At 49.5% G+C, this 17767-nt stretch carries 9 protein-coding genes; all 9 read right to left on the minus strand.

Annotation, left to right across the window (positions count from 1 at the left end; genetic code table 11):
* Window positions 1–9: 9 nt before the first annotated feature.
* The 9 genes from HVX72_RS17915 to HVX72_RS17950 all read right to left on the minus strand — a co-directional run bounded on the left by HVX72_RS17915 (window position 10) and on the right by HVX72_RS17950 (window position 17761).
* The gene (locus HVX72_RS17915) at window positions 10–1389 is read right to left on the minus strand and encodes a PTS mannitol transporter subunit IICB (protein WP_181822029.1); all 1380 of its coding nucleotides are present in this window, start codon (window positions 1387–1389) and stop codon (window positions 10–12) included.
* Between the two features lie 27 nt (window positions 1390–1416).
* A complete protein-coding gene (gene cmtB / locus HVX72_RS17920) occupies window positions 1417–1860 on the minus strand; it encodes a PTS mannitol transporter subunit IIA (protein ID WP_042290323.1) in 444 nt (147 codons plus the stop codon).
* A gap of 380 nt (window positions 1861–2240) precedes the next feature.
* Entirely contained in the window at window positions 2241–3644 is a 1404-nt protein-coding gene (locus tag HVX72_RS22260) for a hypothetical protein (RefSeq protein ID WP_233459144.1), read from the minus strand.
* A gap of 78 nt (window positions 3645–3722) precedes the next feature.
* Window positions 3723–10979, minus strand: a complete 7257-nt coding sequence (locus HVX72_RS17925) for a hemagglutinin repeat-containing protein (protein ID WP_233459143.1) — start codon at window positions 10977–10979, stop codon at window positions 3723–3725.
* Window positions 10980–10993: 14 nt separating this feature from the next.
* Window positions 10994–12730 carry a ShlB/FhaC/HecB family hemolysin secretion/activation protein gene (locus HVX72_RS17930; protein ID WP_181823287.1) on the minus strand — a complete coding sequence of 579 codons (1737 nt, stop codon included), beginning with the start codon at window positions 12728–12730 and terminating at the stop codon, window positions 10994–10996.
* 24 nt (window positions 12731–12754) lie between these two features.
* The gene (locus HVX72_RS17935; RefSeq protein ID WP_181822030.1) at window positions 12755–13759 is read right to left on the minus strand and encodes a fimbrial protein; all 1005 of its coding nucleotides are present in this window, start codon (window positions 13757–13759) and stop codon (window positions 12755–12757) included.
* Window positions 13756–16203, minus strand: a complete 2448-nt coding sequence (locus HVX72_RS17940) for a fimbria/pilus outer membrane usher protein (protein WP_233459142.1) — start codon at window positions 16201–16203, stop codon at window positions 13756–13758. The genes HVX72_RS17935 and HVX72_RS17940 overlap by 4 nt, the downstream gene beginning before the upstream one ends.
* A 175-nt stretch (window positions 16204–16378) precedes the next feature.
* Window positions 16379–17116, minus strand: a complete 738-nt coding sequence (locus tag HVX72_RS17945; RefSeq protein WP_181822032.1) for a fimbria/pilus periplasmic chaperone — start codon at window positions 17114–17116, stop codon at window positions 16379–16381.
* A 78-nt stretch (window positions 17117–17194) separates the two neighbouring features.
* On the minus strand, window positions 17195–17761 hold the full coding sequence (locus HVX72_RS17950) for a fimbrial protein (protein ID WP_042290365.1): 567 nt from the start codon (window positions 17759–17761) through the stop codon (window positions 17195–17197).
* Between the last annotated feature and the right edge of the window lie 6 nt (window positions 17762–17767).

The following is a 17767-nucleotide window of genomic DNA, read 5'->3' on the forward strand; positions in this document are numbered from 1 at the left end:
CCAGAAATATTACTTCGTCGTAAGGTGATGAAATAAATCGTCGAGCAACGGGTCACCAATATAGTTTTTAATCAGAACGACGGGTTTGTCGCTAACCCGTTTAACGCGCCCCTCCAGGCTGGCATGCGTCACGATAATATCGGCATCCTCGGGAACATTTTCGATCGCATAATGTTTGACATCGACCGTTAATCCCGCTTTTTCCAGGCGTTTACGAAACGTCGTTGCTCCCATCGCGCTCGACCCCATTCCCGCATCGCAAACAAATGCTATTCGTTTCACATCACGGTAAGAGAATTTACCCTCCTGCTTCATTGCCTTGACGGCTTTCGTGGAATCACTAAAGGTATCTTCACTTTCGCCAGCGCTATTTTTTTCCATTTTTAATATGAAAGAGGTCACCACAAAGGTCACCAGCGTTCCCGCCGTAACACCGGCAATCGTCGCCAGGAAAGCCCCCTTCGGCGTCAGCGCCAGGTAAGCGAAAATCGACCCAGGGCTCGGCCCGGCGACCAGCCCGCCGCCTAATACATTAAAGACCCACGTTCCGCTCATCCCGCCCGCAATCATGCCGATCAGCGTCAACGGTTTCATCAGCACATACGGGAAATACAGTTCATGGATACCGCCCAGGAAATGGATGATCATGGCGCCGGGTGCAGACTTCTTCGCCATCCCTTTACCAAACAAGGTGAACGCAAGCAGTAAACCCAGACCCGGACCCGGGTTAGACGCCACCATAAAGAAAATGGATTTTCCTGTCTCCGAGGCTTGCTGCATACCCAGTGGATAATAAACGCCCTGGTCAATCGCATTGTTTAAAAAAAGGATTTTTGCTGGTTCATTAATTAACGACAGTAGCGGCAGGTAGCCCGCATGTACCAACGATTCAATACACTCCTTCACAAAGTTATTGGCAACCAGTACCGCCGGGCCAATGACCTCAAACCCCAGCAGACACAAGATCATCCCGGCGATACCCAGGGAGAAGTTATTAATCACCATTTCAAAACCGGCAGGAATGCGCCTGTCCAGCAGTCGGTCAATATATTTAATCACCAGCCCGCCTAGCGGTCCCATGATCATTGAACCGAGGAACATTGGGATATCCGCGCCAATAATGACGCCAATCGTACCAATGCCTCCCATCACCGCTCCCCGTTTGCCCCCCACCAGATGTCCACCGGTCGAACCAATCATCACCGGCAGTAAATAGGTAATCATCGGGCCGACAATTTTGGCGAAATGTTCATTCGGCAACCATCCGGTTGGAATAAATAATGCGGTTATAAAGCCCCAGGCAATAAAGGCGCCGATATTCGGGATGACCATTGCAGTCAAAAACCCGCCAAAAGCCTGGACCTTAGCACGAGCAGACTTGTGTTCCATATTAATATCCTGTCAAGGAGAGAATAATTATGCGTGAGCGATAATATCCGCTAACTGTTTTTCTGACTTTGCCGCTAACAGCGCGTTTATCGTTTGTTCTTCACATAACAGCTCGCTTAATGCCTGGATAGCTTCAATATGTGAATCGGCATTTGCTGCCGATAAACCGATTAATAACCTGATACCTTCTTCACCTTCACTGAACTGCACTTCCTGTTTGAGTAACGTTAACGACATTCCTGTTTTTAACGCTCCACACTCTGGTCGCGCATGAGGCATAGCCACGCCGGGGGCCAGAATATAATAGGGGCCGTTGCTGAGAGTCGAATCTTTAATAGCCTGAATATAATTTGAATTAATATAATGATGAGTCAGCAGGGAAGACATGCAAAAATCAATGGCCTGCTGCCAATTTTCTACCGATGACTTTATCGAGATAGATGCTTCAGGAAAATAATCAATCAACCGCATACGTAATCCTTATTTTATTTTTAGGGTACAATGTTGCGCTGAAAATAAAATACGCGCGCGATAAAATGAAAGCAACAGGGGTCAACGTCAGGGCGAAAAAGAAGCGCGTTTGATAAAAACAAATAAAAACAATGAGATAAAAACAAAAAATTAAAAAGCAACCGTAATTACGTGATATGAACTGCATTTTTTGAATATGAATTAATATTCATTTTGCAATGGTGATCACAAATATGCTATTGCCATCATTAAAAAACCATCCATTTCCCTGAAGCCGTTACGCATTAATCGCGCAAAAAAAAGGCCATCTGTAAATACAGACGGCCTAAGGGGGTAATGTGTAAATTCCCGCCAGACGATATGGCGGGGAAAGGGACGACTTAGCTCAAGAGCGAGTGATCAAATTGAATGATGACAGTTGCGTAGGCGTCGATGGTGGTTTCACGCATCAGAGGTACCCAGCGCGGCATGTCGCTCTGGCGCGTAACGCCGGACATGCTCATGTCGCCATTCCACTGCTTGTGTTCCGGCGTTTTCGGCATGTCCATACCCGTCTGACCGGTTGCAGACCCAGGAGAAAGCTTCACGTCACTGCCATCACCAGAAGACGGCGCCACGCCGTTGGTCATGTCACCGTTCGCCTGCTTGTGCTCCGGCGTTTTCGGCATGTCCATCCCGGTCTGACCGGTAGACGATCCCGGGGACAGCTTCGCGCTGTCACCGTTGCCGGAAGACGGTGCCACGCCGTTGGTCATGTCACCGTTCCACTGCTTGTGCTCCGGCGTTTTCGGCATGTCCATCCCGGTCTGACCGGTAGACGATCCCGGGGACAGCTTCGCACTGTCGCCGTTGCCGGAAGACGGCGCCACGCCGTTGGTCATGTCACCGTTCGCCTGCTTGTGCTCCGGTGTTTTCGGCATGTCCATACCGGTCTGACCGGTAGACGATCCCGGTGATAGCTTCGCGCTGTCGCCGTTGCCGGAAGACGGCGCCACGCCGTTGGTCATGTCACCGTTCCACTGCTTGTGCTCCGGTGTTTTCGGCATGTCCATACCGGTCTGACCGGTAGACGATCCCGGTGATAGCTTCGCGCTGTCGCCGTTGCCGGAAGATGGCGCCACGCCGTTGGTCATGTCACCGTTCCACTGCTTGTGCTTCGGCGTCTTCGGCGTGTCCATTCCGGTTTTGCCGGTTGCGGAACCTGGAGACAGCGTCGGGTAGTTCGTATTCGGAACAGGCCATTTCTTAGTCGGCGTCGTAGTATCAGCCGCGGCTGGCGTCGGCGTGGTGTCCGATTTCGTTTCGCTGTCTGCCGGTTTCGGCGCCGGTTTCAGATCGTCTGCCTTCTGCGGCGTGACGGCCGGAACGTCTTCACTGTGCGCGGTCTGCGACGGCGTGGTGTCCGTCTTCGTTTCGCTGTCTGCCGGTTTCGGCGCCGGTTTCAGATCCTCTGACTTCTGCGGCGTGACGGCCGGAACGTCTTCACTGTGCGCGGTCTGCGACGGCGTGGTGTCCGTCTTCGTTTCGCTGTCTGCCGGTTTCGGCGCCGGTTTCAGATCCTCTGACTTCTGCGGCGTGACGGCCGGAACGTCTTCGCTACGCGGCGGTTTGCCCGGAGTGAAATCTGTCTTTTTCTCGCCGGTGCTACCGTTGCCTTTGTTCTTAGGCGCATCTGGCGTATCAAGGTCATAGCTGCCTTTATTTTTCTTACCGATGCCCGGATCGGCCAGCGTAAAGGAGATATTGTTGCCCGCTTCCTTCTCATCACGCGTGACGACAGACATTTCGTCTTTATTGGTATTGATCTCGCCGGTCGTGCCTTTACTGGTGATATCACCAACGGAAATGGTCGATTTTTGCGTTTAATCACGATGAATTTCATCAACCGTATCAACATAAAGGTTTGCCGATGGCACGCCGCCTTTCTTGCCCGGCACGCCACCGATACCCACACCACCGCCACCGTACAGACCATCCTGTTCCACACTGTCTTCGAGGGTCCGGGCGTTAATGTCGCCAGCCACATTCACGGAGCCGGTACCCTCTTCAGAGACAATATTCGCCCCTGTCATGTTCAGGTCGCCGCCGGTTTTCACATTCACTTCGCCATTCGTGTGAATGCCGGATTGTTTTGCCGTGGTCGCTGCGTCATGCGCCTCGGAGCCACCACCCGCGTTTACCGCAGCGGTAGGCGTAACCCCTTTACCCGATACGGCGACACCCACCGACGCTCCCCAGTTCTGTCGGGCATTTTCGGTATGAACCGTATCCTGGACGGAGGTAATATCCAGATCCCCTGCCACGTCGACATCCGCGGTATTGGCCTCGATATTTGCCCCGGTCATGGACATATCGCCGCCGGTTTTGATCTTCACGTTATCGGCGGTAATAGTGCTGTTGGTGTAGGTGGTTGAATCACCGGAACCATTTTCTTTATTACCGCTGTAGTCAACGGACGCACCGCCGCTGATTCCGGTCAGATCCACACCAACGCCTGCCGTGACCCCTCCAGAATGTTCTTCGCTGGAGTTGGAATAGCTGGAAGTCGATTTCGCCGCATTCATCGACACGTCGCCACCGGCGTTAATTTCTACCTCCTCGCCCTTAATATCGACACCATTGAGGGTGGTGTCTTTTTTAGTATTGATAGAGATATTTTTCGCATTAATGTTGGTGATATTTTCCGATGTCGTTTCGGTAGTGGATGTCGATTTCTTCGAACCGCCGCCAATCGTTATGGACGCGCCCGCAATATCGTTAAGTAACAAATTCGACGCATCGCCAAGCACTTCTGCGGCTGTGGTCCCCGCATTAAGCTCCTGGCCATCCTGCGATTTCTCGACCAGGTTACCGGCTTTATCGGCAGAATCGGCAAGGGTACTGTGCGCTTCGCCAGAAATACCAAAATTCATCTCTTTATGCGTGGTGGTGGTCTTCTCTTCATCGAGGTATTTAGTGCTGGTGACATCTTCTGCATTAATACTCAGAGAGTCGCCCGCGCTCAGGTCAGCCCCACCGATATCCACGGTTTTATTGGCGTTGATCGATCCCGACTCGGCAAAACTGATTGAGGCATTCGTATTCTTTTTACTGTCAGTAACGGTAGAATCACTTTGAGAATTAAATTCGAGACTGAAACCCGCGGTATCGTTTACCGGCGCGCGTCCAGGCTTTTTACCGATAGCCGACGTATCGGATTGTGAACCGGCACTAACGTAATCGCCTGTCGTGGTTGTATTAGACCCACCCGACATCGTGCCATAATCCGTTTCCACAGTCTGACCACCACCGCTGACCCCAGCCCCCATACGGAATTCGCGGCTGGAGGTGTGCTCTTCCGAATGAGAGACATCCTCTGAGGTTTTAATCGTGACATTGTTTTCTGCCGAGATCGAGCCGGTCTGCGCAGAATAGGTGCCGCCTTCCATCACAACATCATTTTTAGCCTCAATGTTCATATTCCCGCCAGCCGACACATTACTGCCAATAGCGGTGCCCGTCGTGGTGGAGGTATCTGATAACGAGAAATTAAAGGCATTTTGCACATCGTTATCAATGGTGCGGGTCGCATCAATTTCATGCAGGTCGTTGAAGGTCACGTCCCCCTCTGTGGCCTTCATATTGACATCCTGACCCGCGGTAATATCTGACGCGTTTGAGGTGATTGATTTCGCTTCCATGCTGATGCTACCGCCAGCAGTCACGCCATCGTCGTAGGCATGAATAATCTGCTTGCCATCTTCACCCCGACCCACGCTTGCCGTCATGGTGATATCGCCATTTTCAGCGCTCATCGCAATATCACCGTCGGCACTGATAGCCGCGCCATTATTGTTGATATCGCCATTGGTGGTCGTCATGCTCATATCGCCACCCGCGGAAATACCGGAGTTCATACCGTTACTGACGTTATTAATATCGCCGTCAGAGACCAGCGTCATGTCGCCGCCAGACGAAATTGAGCCATTCATATTGTTGATTTCACTGGCATCAACGTTCATGTCATTACCAGCATGGATTGTCGCGCTGCCGCCGTTAACGTCGCCGCTTTCCATCTGACGCAGCGTTTCCGGGCAAAGATAAACAACCGGAACCAATACATCCACACCGTTTACATTTTGGTTAACAAACCAGACGATATCTTTATCCAGATTGTTACGCTGCTCCTGAGACAACGGTTCGCCAACCACCAGGCCAAGCTCGCTATCCTTCGCCGCTTCACCTGCGTTATCCATTAATGCCTGGACAAGCGCATCGCCCTCCAGGCCGTCGCGAATTGAGAAGAAGCTGCCAACCGAAGCGGAAATTTCGCGGCGAATCAGCTCAGAGGTAAAATAATTGTCGCCGATCACATTGACCGGTTGTTGCGGATCGTAACCCACCTGATCAAAGAAATAGTCCGATCCGGTATAACCGCTCTGGTCTATCATTGATGGACGGGTTTCAAAAATCGGCACGATATTATTAGCGGGTCCCGGATAATCCTCGCCATTTTTCGCCGCTTCTGTGGTTTTCTTGAAATCGGTGGAAATTTCAAACATTCCCGGGATCGAGATCATATCTTTGATGGTCGGCATGGGGCTGATACCCATGGACAGCTCATCAATAGTTTTGGTATTGACTTTAACATCATAGCCCGCAATAACGGTGTCAACGGTATAATCACCTACATCAATATCGCTGATATTGGCGTTGGCGTTAATCACCCCTGCCCCGGCAATACCATTATCCAGCACCCCACCATTCTGCGTGAAGTTGCCGCCAGCGGTAATTTCGCCTTTTTCCTGCGGCACATAATAGGTTTTATTGGCCTTCAGCCCTGCATTGTCTGATGCGGTTTGTTGCGCCCAAATATTACACAATTTGTTATAATTAGACGTTTGCCAGTTTTCGCCGAAAATTCGGATCATCATGCTGTTAAATAATGTTGATTGATTACCTAACATCACTACTGCGTTAAACCAGAGCTCTTTTTCCGCATCAGTGCCGCCCCCTTTTGAGTCAATTTTGTTTGCCGCACTGCCCCCGCCGAATTCAAAGTCAAGGAATTGATAAAGCGTATCGAATTCCCAGCTTGACTGGTGCTCTGATGCAAGCTCCCAGCGATAGGTAAGGGATCCTTGCTTGCTGAGCGGAAGTTGCAAGTAATCGTAAAGCGTGAGTTCGCCATAGCGCGGCGAGTTATAGACGTTACCTGTGATGGTGATATCTTTCGCCGCCTGTATCAGACCACCGGTATTAAACACATCGTGGGTATCGTAAATATCACGCTGGTTGATATTGATATTGCCACCTGCGCTGATCTCCGCCTGGTTTTCCAGCTGCAGGCCGGATGTGACGGTCGGCATATCTAACCCAATATGCGTAAAAGATTTCGTCAATGCATGTTCGATCGTCTCATACGATACAGTCGCAATCTGCGCACCAGTGACTGAAATTTCATCACCGCTGTAGGTGCTTTCATTGGTAATGACTTCAGCATCCAGATAAATATTTTTTTCTGACCGGATTATCCCCGCCTGGTTCCAGATTTCTTTCGCGATAATCGACAAATCACCCATGCTAAGCACGTTGCCGCCAACGGCATTGATAAACTGTCCGTTGCGCGCTTCAAGACTCAAATCGCCCATTGTCCACAGCAGACTTTGCGCGCCATTAGTCACATTCTTCGCATTAATATCTAAATCACCGCCGGTGACGATGGACATGTTATTGACGAAGTCGCCTTCGGCGTCCACGTTCATATCGCCGATGATTTCCAGCATGGCATTGTTCGTAAAATCACCCTGCGTCGAAATGTTTAGCTCACTTCCTGCCCGAATGTTTTTACTGAGATTGTCAAGGGTCAAACTGGCGTCGAGATCAAGAGACAAAATCCGCCCGGCTTCCAGAATACCAGAGGTATTATTCAGGCTGGCCAGTTTGAGCGTCAGATCGCGATCGGCAACAATAGACGAGTTGTCATCATTCGCCATAGCCCTGGCGTTGACGTTAATATCATAACCGGCGATAAGCGAATCAGCGCTGTTGTTAATATCACCGTTCGTCACGTTCAGCGTAGTGGTTCGGCCACCGACGATTACCGCCGAATTTGTGTTATTTAAAACCTGCGCAATATTCAGCGTCAGGTTATTATCAGACGAGACAATAGCGCCGCCATCATCATTCGTCAGATTATTAGCATCGATAGTCAGGTCGCCGCCCGCGACCAGAGTTGATGCGTATTCCCCCGTGCCGCCGCTGTTGGTCAAGGTATCCGCGGCGATAGTCAGCGTACCGTCAACCGCCTGAATCAAGGAACCTGACAGATTCGTCAGCAGACCGATCGCAGTGAGTACAGTATGCATACTTGCTGTAATCACGGCCTGGTCGGCGTTGGTCAGGGCATCCACATCTTCAATCGTCAGGTTACGCAAGGCCATTAACACATGGTCGCTCCCCTGGTTAATCAGGTTTCTGATATTACGGATAATCAGATCGGTTCCGGCCTGTACAACGCCTTCATTTTTAAGCGTATCGCCATTTTGCAGGGTGATCGCACTGTTGCTAAGGATGACAGCCTGGTTAGTCAGTTCCCGAACGCCGTCAAACGTCATATCGCCTGACGCCACAATGGAAGCGTCGGAAGCGTTATTCAGCGTATCAACGGAAGTTATGTTAAGCGCGCCACCTGCCTGAATCACCGCGCCACCGCTGTTGGTTAATGAATCAACATTGTTGATGGCAAGCTGCGTGCCACTGACCACCACCGCGCCATTCTGGTTTGAAATGTCGGACAGATGGCTGAGTGAAAGAGCGCCTTCGGCAATCAGCTGGGAATTATCGTTTTTAAGGGATTCAATATTCGACAATTGCAGGCTATCACCGCTGTAGATTGTCCCGGTATTGACGTTATTAAGCGTATCAATCTGATCGAGCAGGAGCGTCGTCGCCTGAATTGTCGATGCGTCATTCGTCAGCGTATTAATACCGGTAAGCGTAAGATCTTCCGTGGCTAAGATAACCCCATCCTGGGTATTCGACAGCGACGCAAGATTGGTCAACGAAACGGACTTGCCCTGGATCCAACCGGCATCGTCATTCACTACTGTCGTTACGTTTTCGCCATCCAGTGACAGTTTACCCGCCGCCAGGATTTCACCGCCGCTGGTGTTGGCGAGCTGCTTGCTCACCTTCAATTCCATATCGCCCGACGAACTGAGCGTACCGCCAGTATTGCTTAGCTTCGCGGTCTTCACCTGAACTTTCTGTTTAGCATTCACGGTGCCACGGTTTTCAAGAGTGGCATCTGCATCAGAAGTCGTTAGCGCGATACTGCGGCCTTCAATGGCGCCGGTATTTTTCAGCGACTTGCCTTTCGCAGTGACGGTAACGTCATTTTTATTGCTGATGATATTGCCGCTGTTGTCGATATCACCTTCAGCACTTACATCGATGGTTGCATCGTCGCTACTGATCGTACCGCTATTGATAAGGCTTCCGCGGCTGGCAAGCTGCATTTCCCCTTGCGTGACGCCGATTACCCCTTTGTTATTGAGGGCGCTGGCATTCATCACCAGTTTTTTATCGGCAAAGATTCGGCCGCTGTTATCCAGGTCGCCAACGGTGAGCGTCTGGGTGCCAGACGCATAGATCACGCCATTATTTTTCGCCGATCCGGAAGCGATAACGATATTGCCGCTGGCGTTAACAGCACCGCTGCTTTCAAACGCGCCAGTCAGATTAACCTGCAAAGTGCCTTTTTTCGCCAGTACAGAGCCGCCGTTATTGGTCATACTGCCAGCGGTAATCTGAATATCTCCGCTGTGGCTGATAACCTGAACATCCGATACCAGTGAGCTGAACGCGACTTCCTTGCCGTCCACCAGGACGACGAAGTCACCCTTTTTCAGCGTCACAACGCCATTGCTGATGATATTGCCATTTGCATCCAGCGCCTGGAGTTTGCCATTCAGCGTATATTGTCCGGCAACGTTGATCTGGATGGCTGGTACAGAGGTCGTCGCCGTCGCGTTGGTAATCAGCGAGGCGGCATTTTGCACCAGCGAACTGGCGTCAATACGGATCTTACCCGCAGAGGAAATCACATCGTTATTGAGGGTAACGCCAGCAAGCGCATTAAACACAATGTCATTTTGCGCTTCAACGCCCATCGCGCTATTGCTGGATTTGGTGGTCGCAATATTATTGCCGTTTAGCGTAATATTTTTATCGCTGTGCAGACTGGCCAGCGTGATATCCCCGTCGGCGCTAATCTCTAAATCACCGCTGGAAATAATACCACCTGCGTGGCGCACACCCGCGCCAGATTCGGTGCTGATTAACTGAATTTTACCGCCGTACATGGAACCCAGCGCGCTACCATCGATAGCAACAGCAGGCCCCTGCCCATCGCCCTGGCTACGAACGGTATGGCTACGGCTGGCAAGCTCATAGTCGTTCTGTCCGGCCAAAACCTTCAGGTCTGCCTTACCGGCGATTTCGCCTTCAAGCTGGGCGCTGCGGCTGACGATATCAAAATAGCTTAAGCCTTCAGTGTTAATACCCTGCCCGGTGACGGTGATGTTTCCCTTATCGACGGCAAGTTTATAAGTACCGTCCTGATTTGCCTGTACTTTACCGGTGCTGAGGGTCAGACTATTGGCGTTAATGGTCGTCGCGCCGTTGACGCTAATACCATTTTCGTTCGCAATAATAATGTCGGCTTTTTTACCGAAAACTTCCATCGTGCCATTAATATACGAGGCCTTCGCACCTGTGACTTCGCTGATAATCGCACTGGCTTCCTGCTGCAGTTGACCATTTTTAACCGCGTAACCTCCAATTTTGGTCACGCCTTCTTGCATGCTGTTATTAAAGACAACGCCTTTCTGGTCAACGTTAAATTCAGTGAATTTATTTAATGAAACGCCCTTCGCATTAGGGTTAGCGATATTAATCAACGGCGTGCCATTCGCCGTCTGGCCCATCGTGGGACCGTTTGATTGACGATTGTCCGGTGTGGTGGCTGCTTCAACGGCAGGCGATAAAATACTCGCCAATGACAGATATAATGGGCCAAGTTTTTTATGCAAGTTGCTGGCATTCAACTTCTCAGCTTTAACATTTTGTCGATTCATAATGTGTCCCTAAATTAAAAAGTAATTTCCGTTTTGTAATAGACAACTGCATCATCTACAGTCTGTTCATCCATTGAATCTGGTTTTCTGATGGGCCAACCTGCCATAACATAGGAGGAGAAATATTTACCGCTTGCTTTGATACCTACTGACGCGCCCATCATGAACTGCCCATCACACGCATCGACACCCTCGGGACAATTATCTTTAGTAAATCCGAGATCGTAGCCCATATAAGGCGTCAACTGATAAACACCAGCCACACCCACATCAAAAGGGAATTGCAGAGTATTTGCGATCCATGCTCCGCTATCGCTCATTACATTATCGTCTTTGAAGCCCCGAACCGTATATTCATCGCCAATTGTGACTTTTGCGTCACTCACCAGCACATCTGGCGAATACTGGAAGCCACTGTTTAATTCATACGTAACCCCCAGCCTTCCCACTTTATAAAGAGGGCGAGTCCAGCTGACAATGCCGTTATATTTAATATAATTGAGGTCAAAACCCTCCAGGTCCGGATCGCCTTTCCAGGCCGAACCAAACCATGGAACCCCAGCCGTTACGCCAATATCACCATAGACCCACCCCCCGCCCAGCGCGCCGACGTACGTCAGGCCAGAAGCAAGCGAGGTGTATTTTTTTGAACTGACATCGATTTGCGAATGTTCAATTCCATTGTAGTTATCACGGCGCTCAACTTTCATCCACGCGCTTGTTTTACCGGTTGCACCACGCATAAGCATACGGCTTATACGCAGTGACGCGCGTTCTGAGTTTCCATCTGATTCATAAATGTCGTACCCACCATCAATGCTTTTAGTGTATTGGGATTTATAGTAATTCGCATCAAATCCCCAGTATCCCAATGGGACACCATAGCTAAAAGACCAGGAGTCCTGTTTGTCATCCGGATTATTAAGGTTGTTCCAGGAGTAATAAGCATTAAAAATATCATTTAGCCCGGCAATATTTTTACCGGTAAAACTGCCATAGTATTGCTGCCAGCCCTCCGCCTGAGTGCCCGAGTTATTGAGACCTGCGGTGAGAGATACCGGAAATGATGGCTGATGCAGTAAATTGAGATCGGAATAGCCATTTATCACCGAGGGCTGAACATGAATATTGTCAGCATCCGATACGCGTAATAAATTTTCCACACTCTGGTCAATATCCTGCATATTGAGGACCTTCCCTTTGGCAAAGGGATAGGCGGTAAATAAACGCGTGTGTTCACGAAATGAAGGTTCTTGACCGTTCACTTTAAAATCGTTAATCTTTCCCCACAGTACACGAAGCGTTAACGAGCCGCTTTTAATATTGCCAGGTTCAATACTTATAAGGGTTGTAGCATAGCCACGAGCAATATAAAAATCCGTCAGTTCTTTGACCAACGAAAAAATTTCGGCTTTTCCCAGTTCCTTTCCCACATAGCGCTGAACGATTTCTTCTCGTTGCGGCGAGCTGTCGAACCGATCGTCATCCAGAATGACAATTTTATCGACTTTAAATTTCCACTGTGAATCAGCCGGCAGCCCGCCTTCTTCTTCGCTACCGCGCAGCGCTCTTTGTTTTTGCAAAAGCGCTTCTGTACGTTTCGCCTCTTCAATTAAAAACTGATTACTTTGTCTTTCGAGTCTGTCCAGTTCTTGCTTATTTTGCTGACCGGGAAGCATAGCGGCATGTGCCACTTGTAAAAGTGGCACAATTAAAACCATCTGTTTTAATAAAAATCGTGAATATATCATCACATCATTCCCTGATATTTATATTTAATTAATCATTGTGTATACAACAACGCCCACAACTTTTCCGGCTGTCAGCTGCGAATCGCGCTGGATGTCGGCCGGCACATATATTTGTGCCTGATAGGTATTGGTCCGCATTGATGTGACCGGGTACTCTTTAGCTTGTCCAAGCGTTAGCGCAGTAGAGCTGTAACGGCTTTTTTCATAAAGACGTATCGCAAAATTTTTCGCGTATCCCTCGCCTGTCTCAACACCCAGTACCCCTGTGAGAGAAGCGAACTGTGGGTTAATCACTGTGTCAAACTGCAGCTTGACGTTTGCGGGTTCGGGGCAGGTCACAGTAATAGTGAACTCTTTTTTATCCCCTTGCTTCGAATTATCTTTAACAAAATCAGCCAGACTATAGGTTCCCAGATCGATATAATTTGTTGATGGATAAAGAGTGCACGAATAGGGTTTAACTTTAATCGCCGTGCCAAAATTAATTGATAAAATGGATAATTTATCGCTGGAATCTGCTGTCGGAATAACCGAGGCCTCTGCAACGCTTCCTGCCGGAATATAACTCTCCCCAGCATTGAGCGTACCCGTCTGAACAAACTCGACCAGCACCGTGCTATTTTTTATCGAACATCCGGCAGCACACGTCACCGCAGCTCCTGAGTTACCGGGTAACCAGGCGTCAGCGGCTTGAGTAGGCCACTTCATGCGGATACCGATACCCGGAATTTCCGTGACATAGACATTATCGATCTGCGAGGTAATGTAATTGCGCGTATAAGAGGAATGCCAGGTTGACTGCGTAGCGCTATTACACTTATAGCTAATATCCGGCACCGAAAAGGTTTTACTCCAGAGTACAGTACCTGCAGCCCCCTTCTCTGCAGGCTTAAGTGTAATATCATCTGTGATATTCAGCATCGCCAACGGTGACGTTAATTCACAAAGCGCAGCATAAGCTTGATTACTACTGACCGAAAACAGTATGCCCGCCGCTAACATCAATAGCCCTGATAAAATCCGTTTCATTTTGTTAATTCTTCCTTTTCGCAATGAATATCGACAGCTTTAAAAGCGCTCTCTGATTCATCAGCATTATGTTCTTTTTCAGTCACGTCATAACTTGACCGGCACTGGAATGACTGCTTTTGTTTTTTCCATTTAATTAAAAGCGTATTTTTCCCTTTTTGCAGTGAAACCATAGCAAGACCATTCTGGCCAACCATGCCAATATTATCCCCCTCGCCATTGAGTATGGGCGCGCCAAAAGGAATAATCTCCCCCGTATTCAATACGAAATGGACAAAAGTTTGCTTATCCTTTTGCGCATCCATTTTTATGAGGACGGCTGCCCCGGCGGTAGGAACAATTGTACGGCGCGTATCATCGACTTCTACGTCAAAGCGAGTACCTTTAGGATCGGCGTACACTTCATTGTATCTGTAGGGTGACAGATAACTGATAATCCCATATCCATTATCTTTAATGATTGCATTCGAGTCCGGATACACATGCGATCCTTCAGCCCCTTTCGCTTCAACTATACCAATGGTATCGGCGAGCATTGGCACAAAGTTAACCCCGCCCTGATGCACTACCATTCCGCCGTTGAAGTTCACGCCTGCCATGAAACTGTCTCTGGACTGGCTGTAGGTCACGCCGCCGGAAGCGCTTTCTCCCGTATAGGACAGGTTCATACCGAAGTTGGTTTCTGGCTGGTTTGACTGGCTGAAGTAACCGCCAAAACCGAACTGCGAACGCTCGCCGGCAGAGCCATTTAGGGAGGTTCGGAAATTCGCGTCGTCGCTGTTATAGCTAAAGTTAGCGCCGAGGCGCACGTTTCTGTCGTACTGGTTGCCGAGCGGCAGACTGACGTTTAGGTAAACCGTGTCTTCACGTTCGCCATCTTCGCTATGCGTGCGACCAAAAGAGATACCCCAGGTCGTTCTGCCAAACTGGTTGTTATACCCAACGACAAAGTTGGACTTTTCATTCTGTCCTAACTCATCATTCCAGACGTTGCCAACAAATCCGCTCACATAAAAACTTCCCCAACCGGGAGGTAATGTCTGATTGATGTTGGCTTCAAGACGCTCGCGATAGCGTGATGGATAGTAATCCGTATCGCCCGTATCAAGGCTTCTTTTAAGGCTTATCGCATCGGACAAGGAGTAGTAATTTTTGCTCGAATAACGGTAGCCGACCAAACTGAAGTTGGTGCCGATATCCGGCAGGCTCTTCGCCAGACTTATCCGCAGACTCATATCGCAAAACGTACCGCAATCCTGAGTCTCCGGCTGCTCGTCGAAGTGAGTAAAAGACCGTGTTACATCAAGACCCAGCGCGCCGAGGCGGGTATTCACCGCTAAACCTGCCATTAATGAAGCGTAGTCGCCGTCGAAAGCGCTTTGCCCACCGAGATAACCCGTGAGGTTATTGAGCAGACCATATTGGATGGTCCCTTCCAGCAGTTGCGGATCCTCGGAAAGCCACGTGTCGCGGATCTCGCCGGCAGACACGGAGTAGCGTGAATAGCCTTCTCGCAGCAACTGCGGGACGCTGGAATACGGTACGGAGAAATGCGTTTCATCGCCATTGGTTTCCTTGACGGTGACCTCCAGGTCGCCGTTGTAACCGGTGGCATACAGATCGCTTATCACAAACTCGCCCGGTGGGACGACTTTTTCGAAAATCGTATTCCCCGCCTGCGTGATAGTAACCGTGGCGTTGCTGTTCGCAATCCCACGCACCACAGGCGCGTAATTACGCACGGAATCCGGTAACATCCGATCGTCCGTCGCCAGGCGCGCGCCCCGTAGCGCCGTGGTATCGAAAAAATCACCAGTGGTGTTGAGATCGCCCAACACAATTGTCGACTTCATCGGCGCAATGGCGCGTTCGGCATAAGCCTGAATATGTTGTATACCAGACTCACTCGTATCACTGCCGGACATCATGCTGTCATAGGTTGTAAAACGCCACGCCCCTAAAGACAACGAGTTGTGCATGTTACCGTAGAGGTAATTAGAGTTATCCTCCCCTGGTCGATAGCGCGCGCTGGTTGCGCTAAAGGTGTAGGAAGACATTAACGCAGGCACACCGTCATCCCATAATTCCGGACTGATATACCCTACCGGCGTATTTAACAGCATCGCCTGAGGAATGGTGACGTCAAGCTGTTCATCGTCCTGGTTGTATTTCACGGTAGCGCCAGGAATTAACGCCGGCAGGATAATGCAGTCTGCGTTCTTCCAGTTCTCCGGCAGCTTTGAGGTATCAACGTCAAAGCGGATGATCATTTCGGGTTTCAGGCAGGCGTTGACCCCCTGTTCGTTTTGCGCCGCAACGAATGTGATCATCCATGCGTCAATTTTTGTACGATTGCTGTAGACCTCCAGCTTATAGTCCCCGGGCAGGATTTTGTCTTTGCCGTCGAACTGCGTGAGGTCAATTCCGCTATCATAAAACTTCATAAACCCACGAGAAAAATTTATGGCCTGGCCTTCACTCGCCGCCGATGCGGAAAATGAGGACAGTACCGCAACAGCAACCCAGGTCGTCATAAGTCGCTTGATTTGATGTTGTGTTATATCTTTTTTAATAAAAGGGAACATGCAGCAACCATCCTGGCAACAATATCCTTAACGTTTAGAACGTATAAGTACGTTTGATATAAGCACCTAAATCGGTAATGTAGTTATATTTAAATACGCCTTTTCCCTGTACGGCATTAACCTGCGGAAAGTGGTAAGTCAGTTGGCTGTATGGCGCAAGTATCTGTCCTTCAACTTCACTCTCTTTACCCTGGGCATTGAGCAGCCAGGCGTTCGTCATACTGACGTAATAAGGCGATCTATTCGTACCCGTAACGGCATAGCCTTTCGCGGTTTTTTGTAATTCCCATGTTAAATTATCCGCCGCTTCCATCGGGTTTCCTTTCAAACCTGCCGGACGGTAGAAGAATTTAATCAGCGTCCTGAATGCCATTTTTATCTGATTCTTGTTCGCATCTTCAGGTAATTCAGGTGGGATATCTAATACGTTCAACCAGAGCATGGTTTCACGATCTTTAGGGTATTTATTAATGGCCTCGTCGGTCTGGAAGATACGGAATACTTTCCCTTTTTGGCTGTTAATCCGGGCTACCGGCGGGTTAATAAAGAAGGGTAGCTGCTCCTTCTCGGCACCGATGTTTTTCTCTGTGGTAGATAGCCACACTTGCGTTAACGTGGGCTGGGCCCCCACGTTGTTAATACGCACGCTTTGTTCTTTTTCTGCTGCATTAAGCACAACGCGCGTCGACATAATTTGAATCGTCGACATGGCCTGAAACGAGCAAGCCAGACTTAACACCGCCGCGATACCGACACTCAACTTCCTTATCATTCAACCTGCTCCTTCAGATGAATTTAATGGCGGATGTTCTCCGCCATTTGGCTAATACATGATTAATTTATTAGGGGATCACTGATATTTGATGGAATAAACCACTTCAGTACTGACCTCACCAGCGGTAGCCGCGCCGCCGGTAGCAACATACTGCGCCCAGTAGTCAAACTGCGCAGTATTACCGCTCACCGTTTTGGTGATCGCTGATTCGTTGGCCGTCGTCAGATTCAGAATCGCTTTATTAGCATCAAGCAAACCCACCTGCACTTTATTCGCGCCGCCGCTATCTGCAGCAACGGTGTTTTTCAGGTTACCGGTAGCATTGTCGATATTTGTACTTTGCGCGAGTTCAAAGAAGACGCTGGCAACCTTTCCGTTCGCACAGTTTGCGCCGCTGAGTTTAATAAAGAATGGTGTGTCCCCTGCACGCTCACCATCCGCCGCTAATGCCGTGATGCTGATGGGTGGCAGATGTACAGTAAAGTCCGGGGTCGTGGAGGTGCCGGTAGCATCGCCCCCCGTTATTGTACAGGTCGCATCGCTAATCGTCCCTTCAAAGGTAATTGTTCCATCTTCCGCAGCGGCAACATTCCCGGCACAAATGAGAACCGTCAGTAATGCACTTTTCGCAATATAATTCATACTATA

This window comes from Citrobacter sp. RHB21-C05, assembly GCF_013889015.1.
GTDB classification, from domain to species: domain Bacteria; phylum Pseudomonadota; class Gammaproteobacteria; order Enterobacterales; family Enterobacteriaceae; genus Citrobacter_A; species Citrobacter_A sedlakii.

Excerpts from the sequence above, each read along its gene's own strand:
- HVX72_RS17915 (WP_181822029.1), bottom strand. The coding sequence starts at position 1,389 with ATGGAACACAAGTCTGCTCGTGCTAAGGTCCAGGCTTTTGGCGGGTTT.
- cmtB (WP_042290323.1), bottom strand. The coding sequence starts at position 1,860 with ATGCGGTTGATTGATTATTTTCCTGAAGCATCTATCTCGATAAAGTCA.
- HVX72_RS22260 (WP_233459144.1), bottom strand. The coding sequence starts at position 3,644 with ATGTCTGTCGTCACGCGTGATGAGAAGGAAGCGGGCAACAATATCTCC.
- HVX72_RS17925 (WP_233459143.1), bottom strand. The coding sequence starts at position 10,979 with ATGAATCGACAAAATGTTAAAGCTGAGAAGTTGAATGCCAGCAACTTG.
- HVX72_RS17930 (WP_181823287.1), bottom strand. The coding sequence starts at position 12,730 with ATGATATATTCACGATTTTTATTAAAACAGATGGTTTTAATTGTGCCA.
- HVX72_RS17935 (WP_181822030.1), bottom strand. The coding sequence starts at position 13,759 with ATGAAACGGATTTTATCAGGGCTATTGATGTTAGCGGCGGGCATACTG.
- HVX72_RS17940 (WP_233459142.1), bottom strand. The coding sequence starts at position 16,203 with ATGAAGTTTTATGATAGCGGAATTGACCTCACGCAGTTCGACGGCAAA.
- HVX72_RS17945 (WP_181822032.1), bottom strand. The coding sequence starts at position 17,116 with ATGATAAGGAAGTTGAGTGTCGGTATCGCGGCGGTGTTAAGTCTGGCT.
- HVX72_RS17950 (WP_042290365.1), bottom strand. The coding sequence starts at position 17,761 with ATGAATTATATTGCGAAAAGTGCATTACTGACGGTTCTCATTTGTGCC.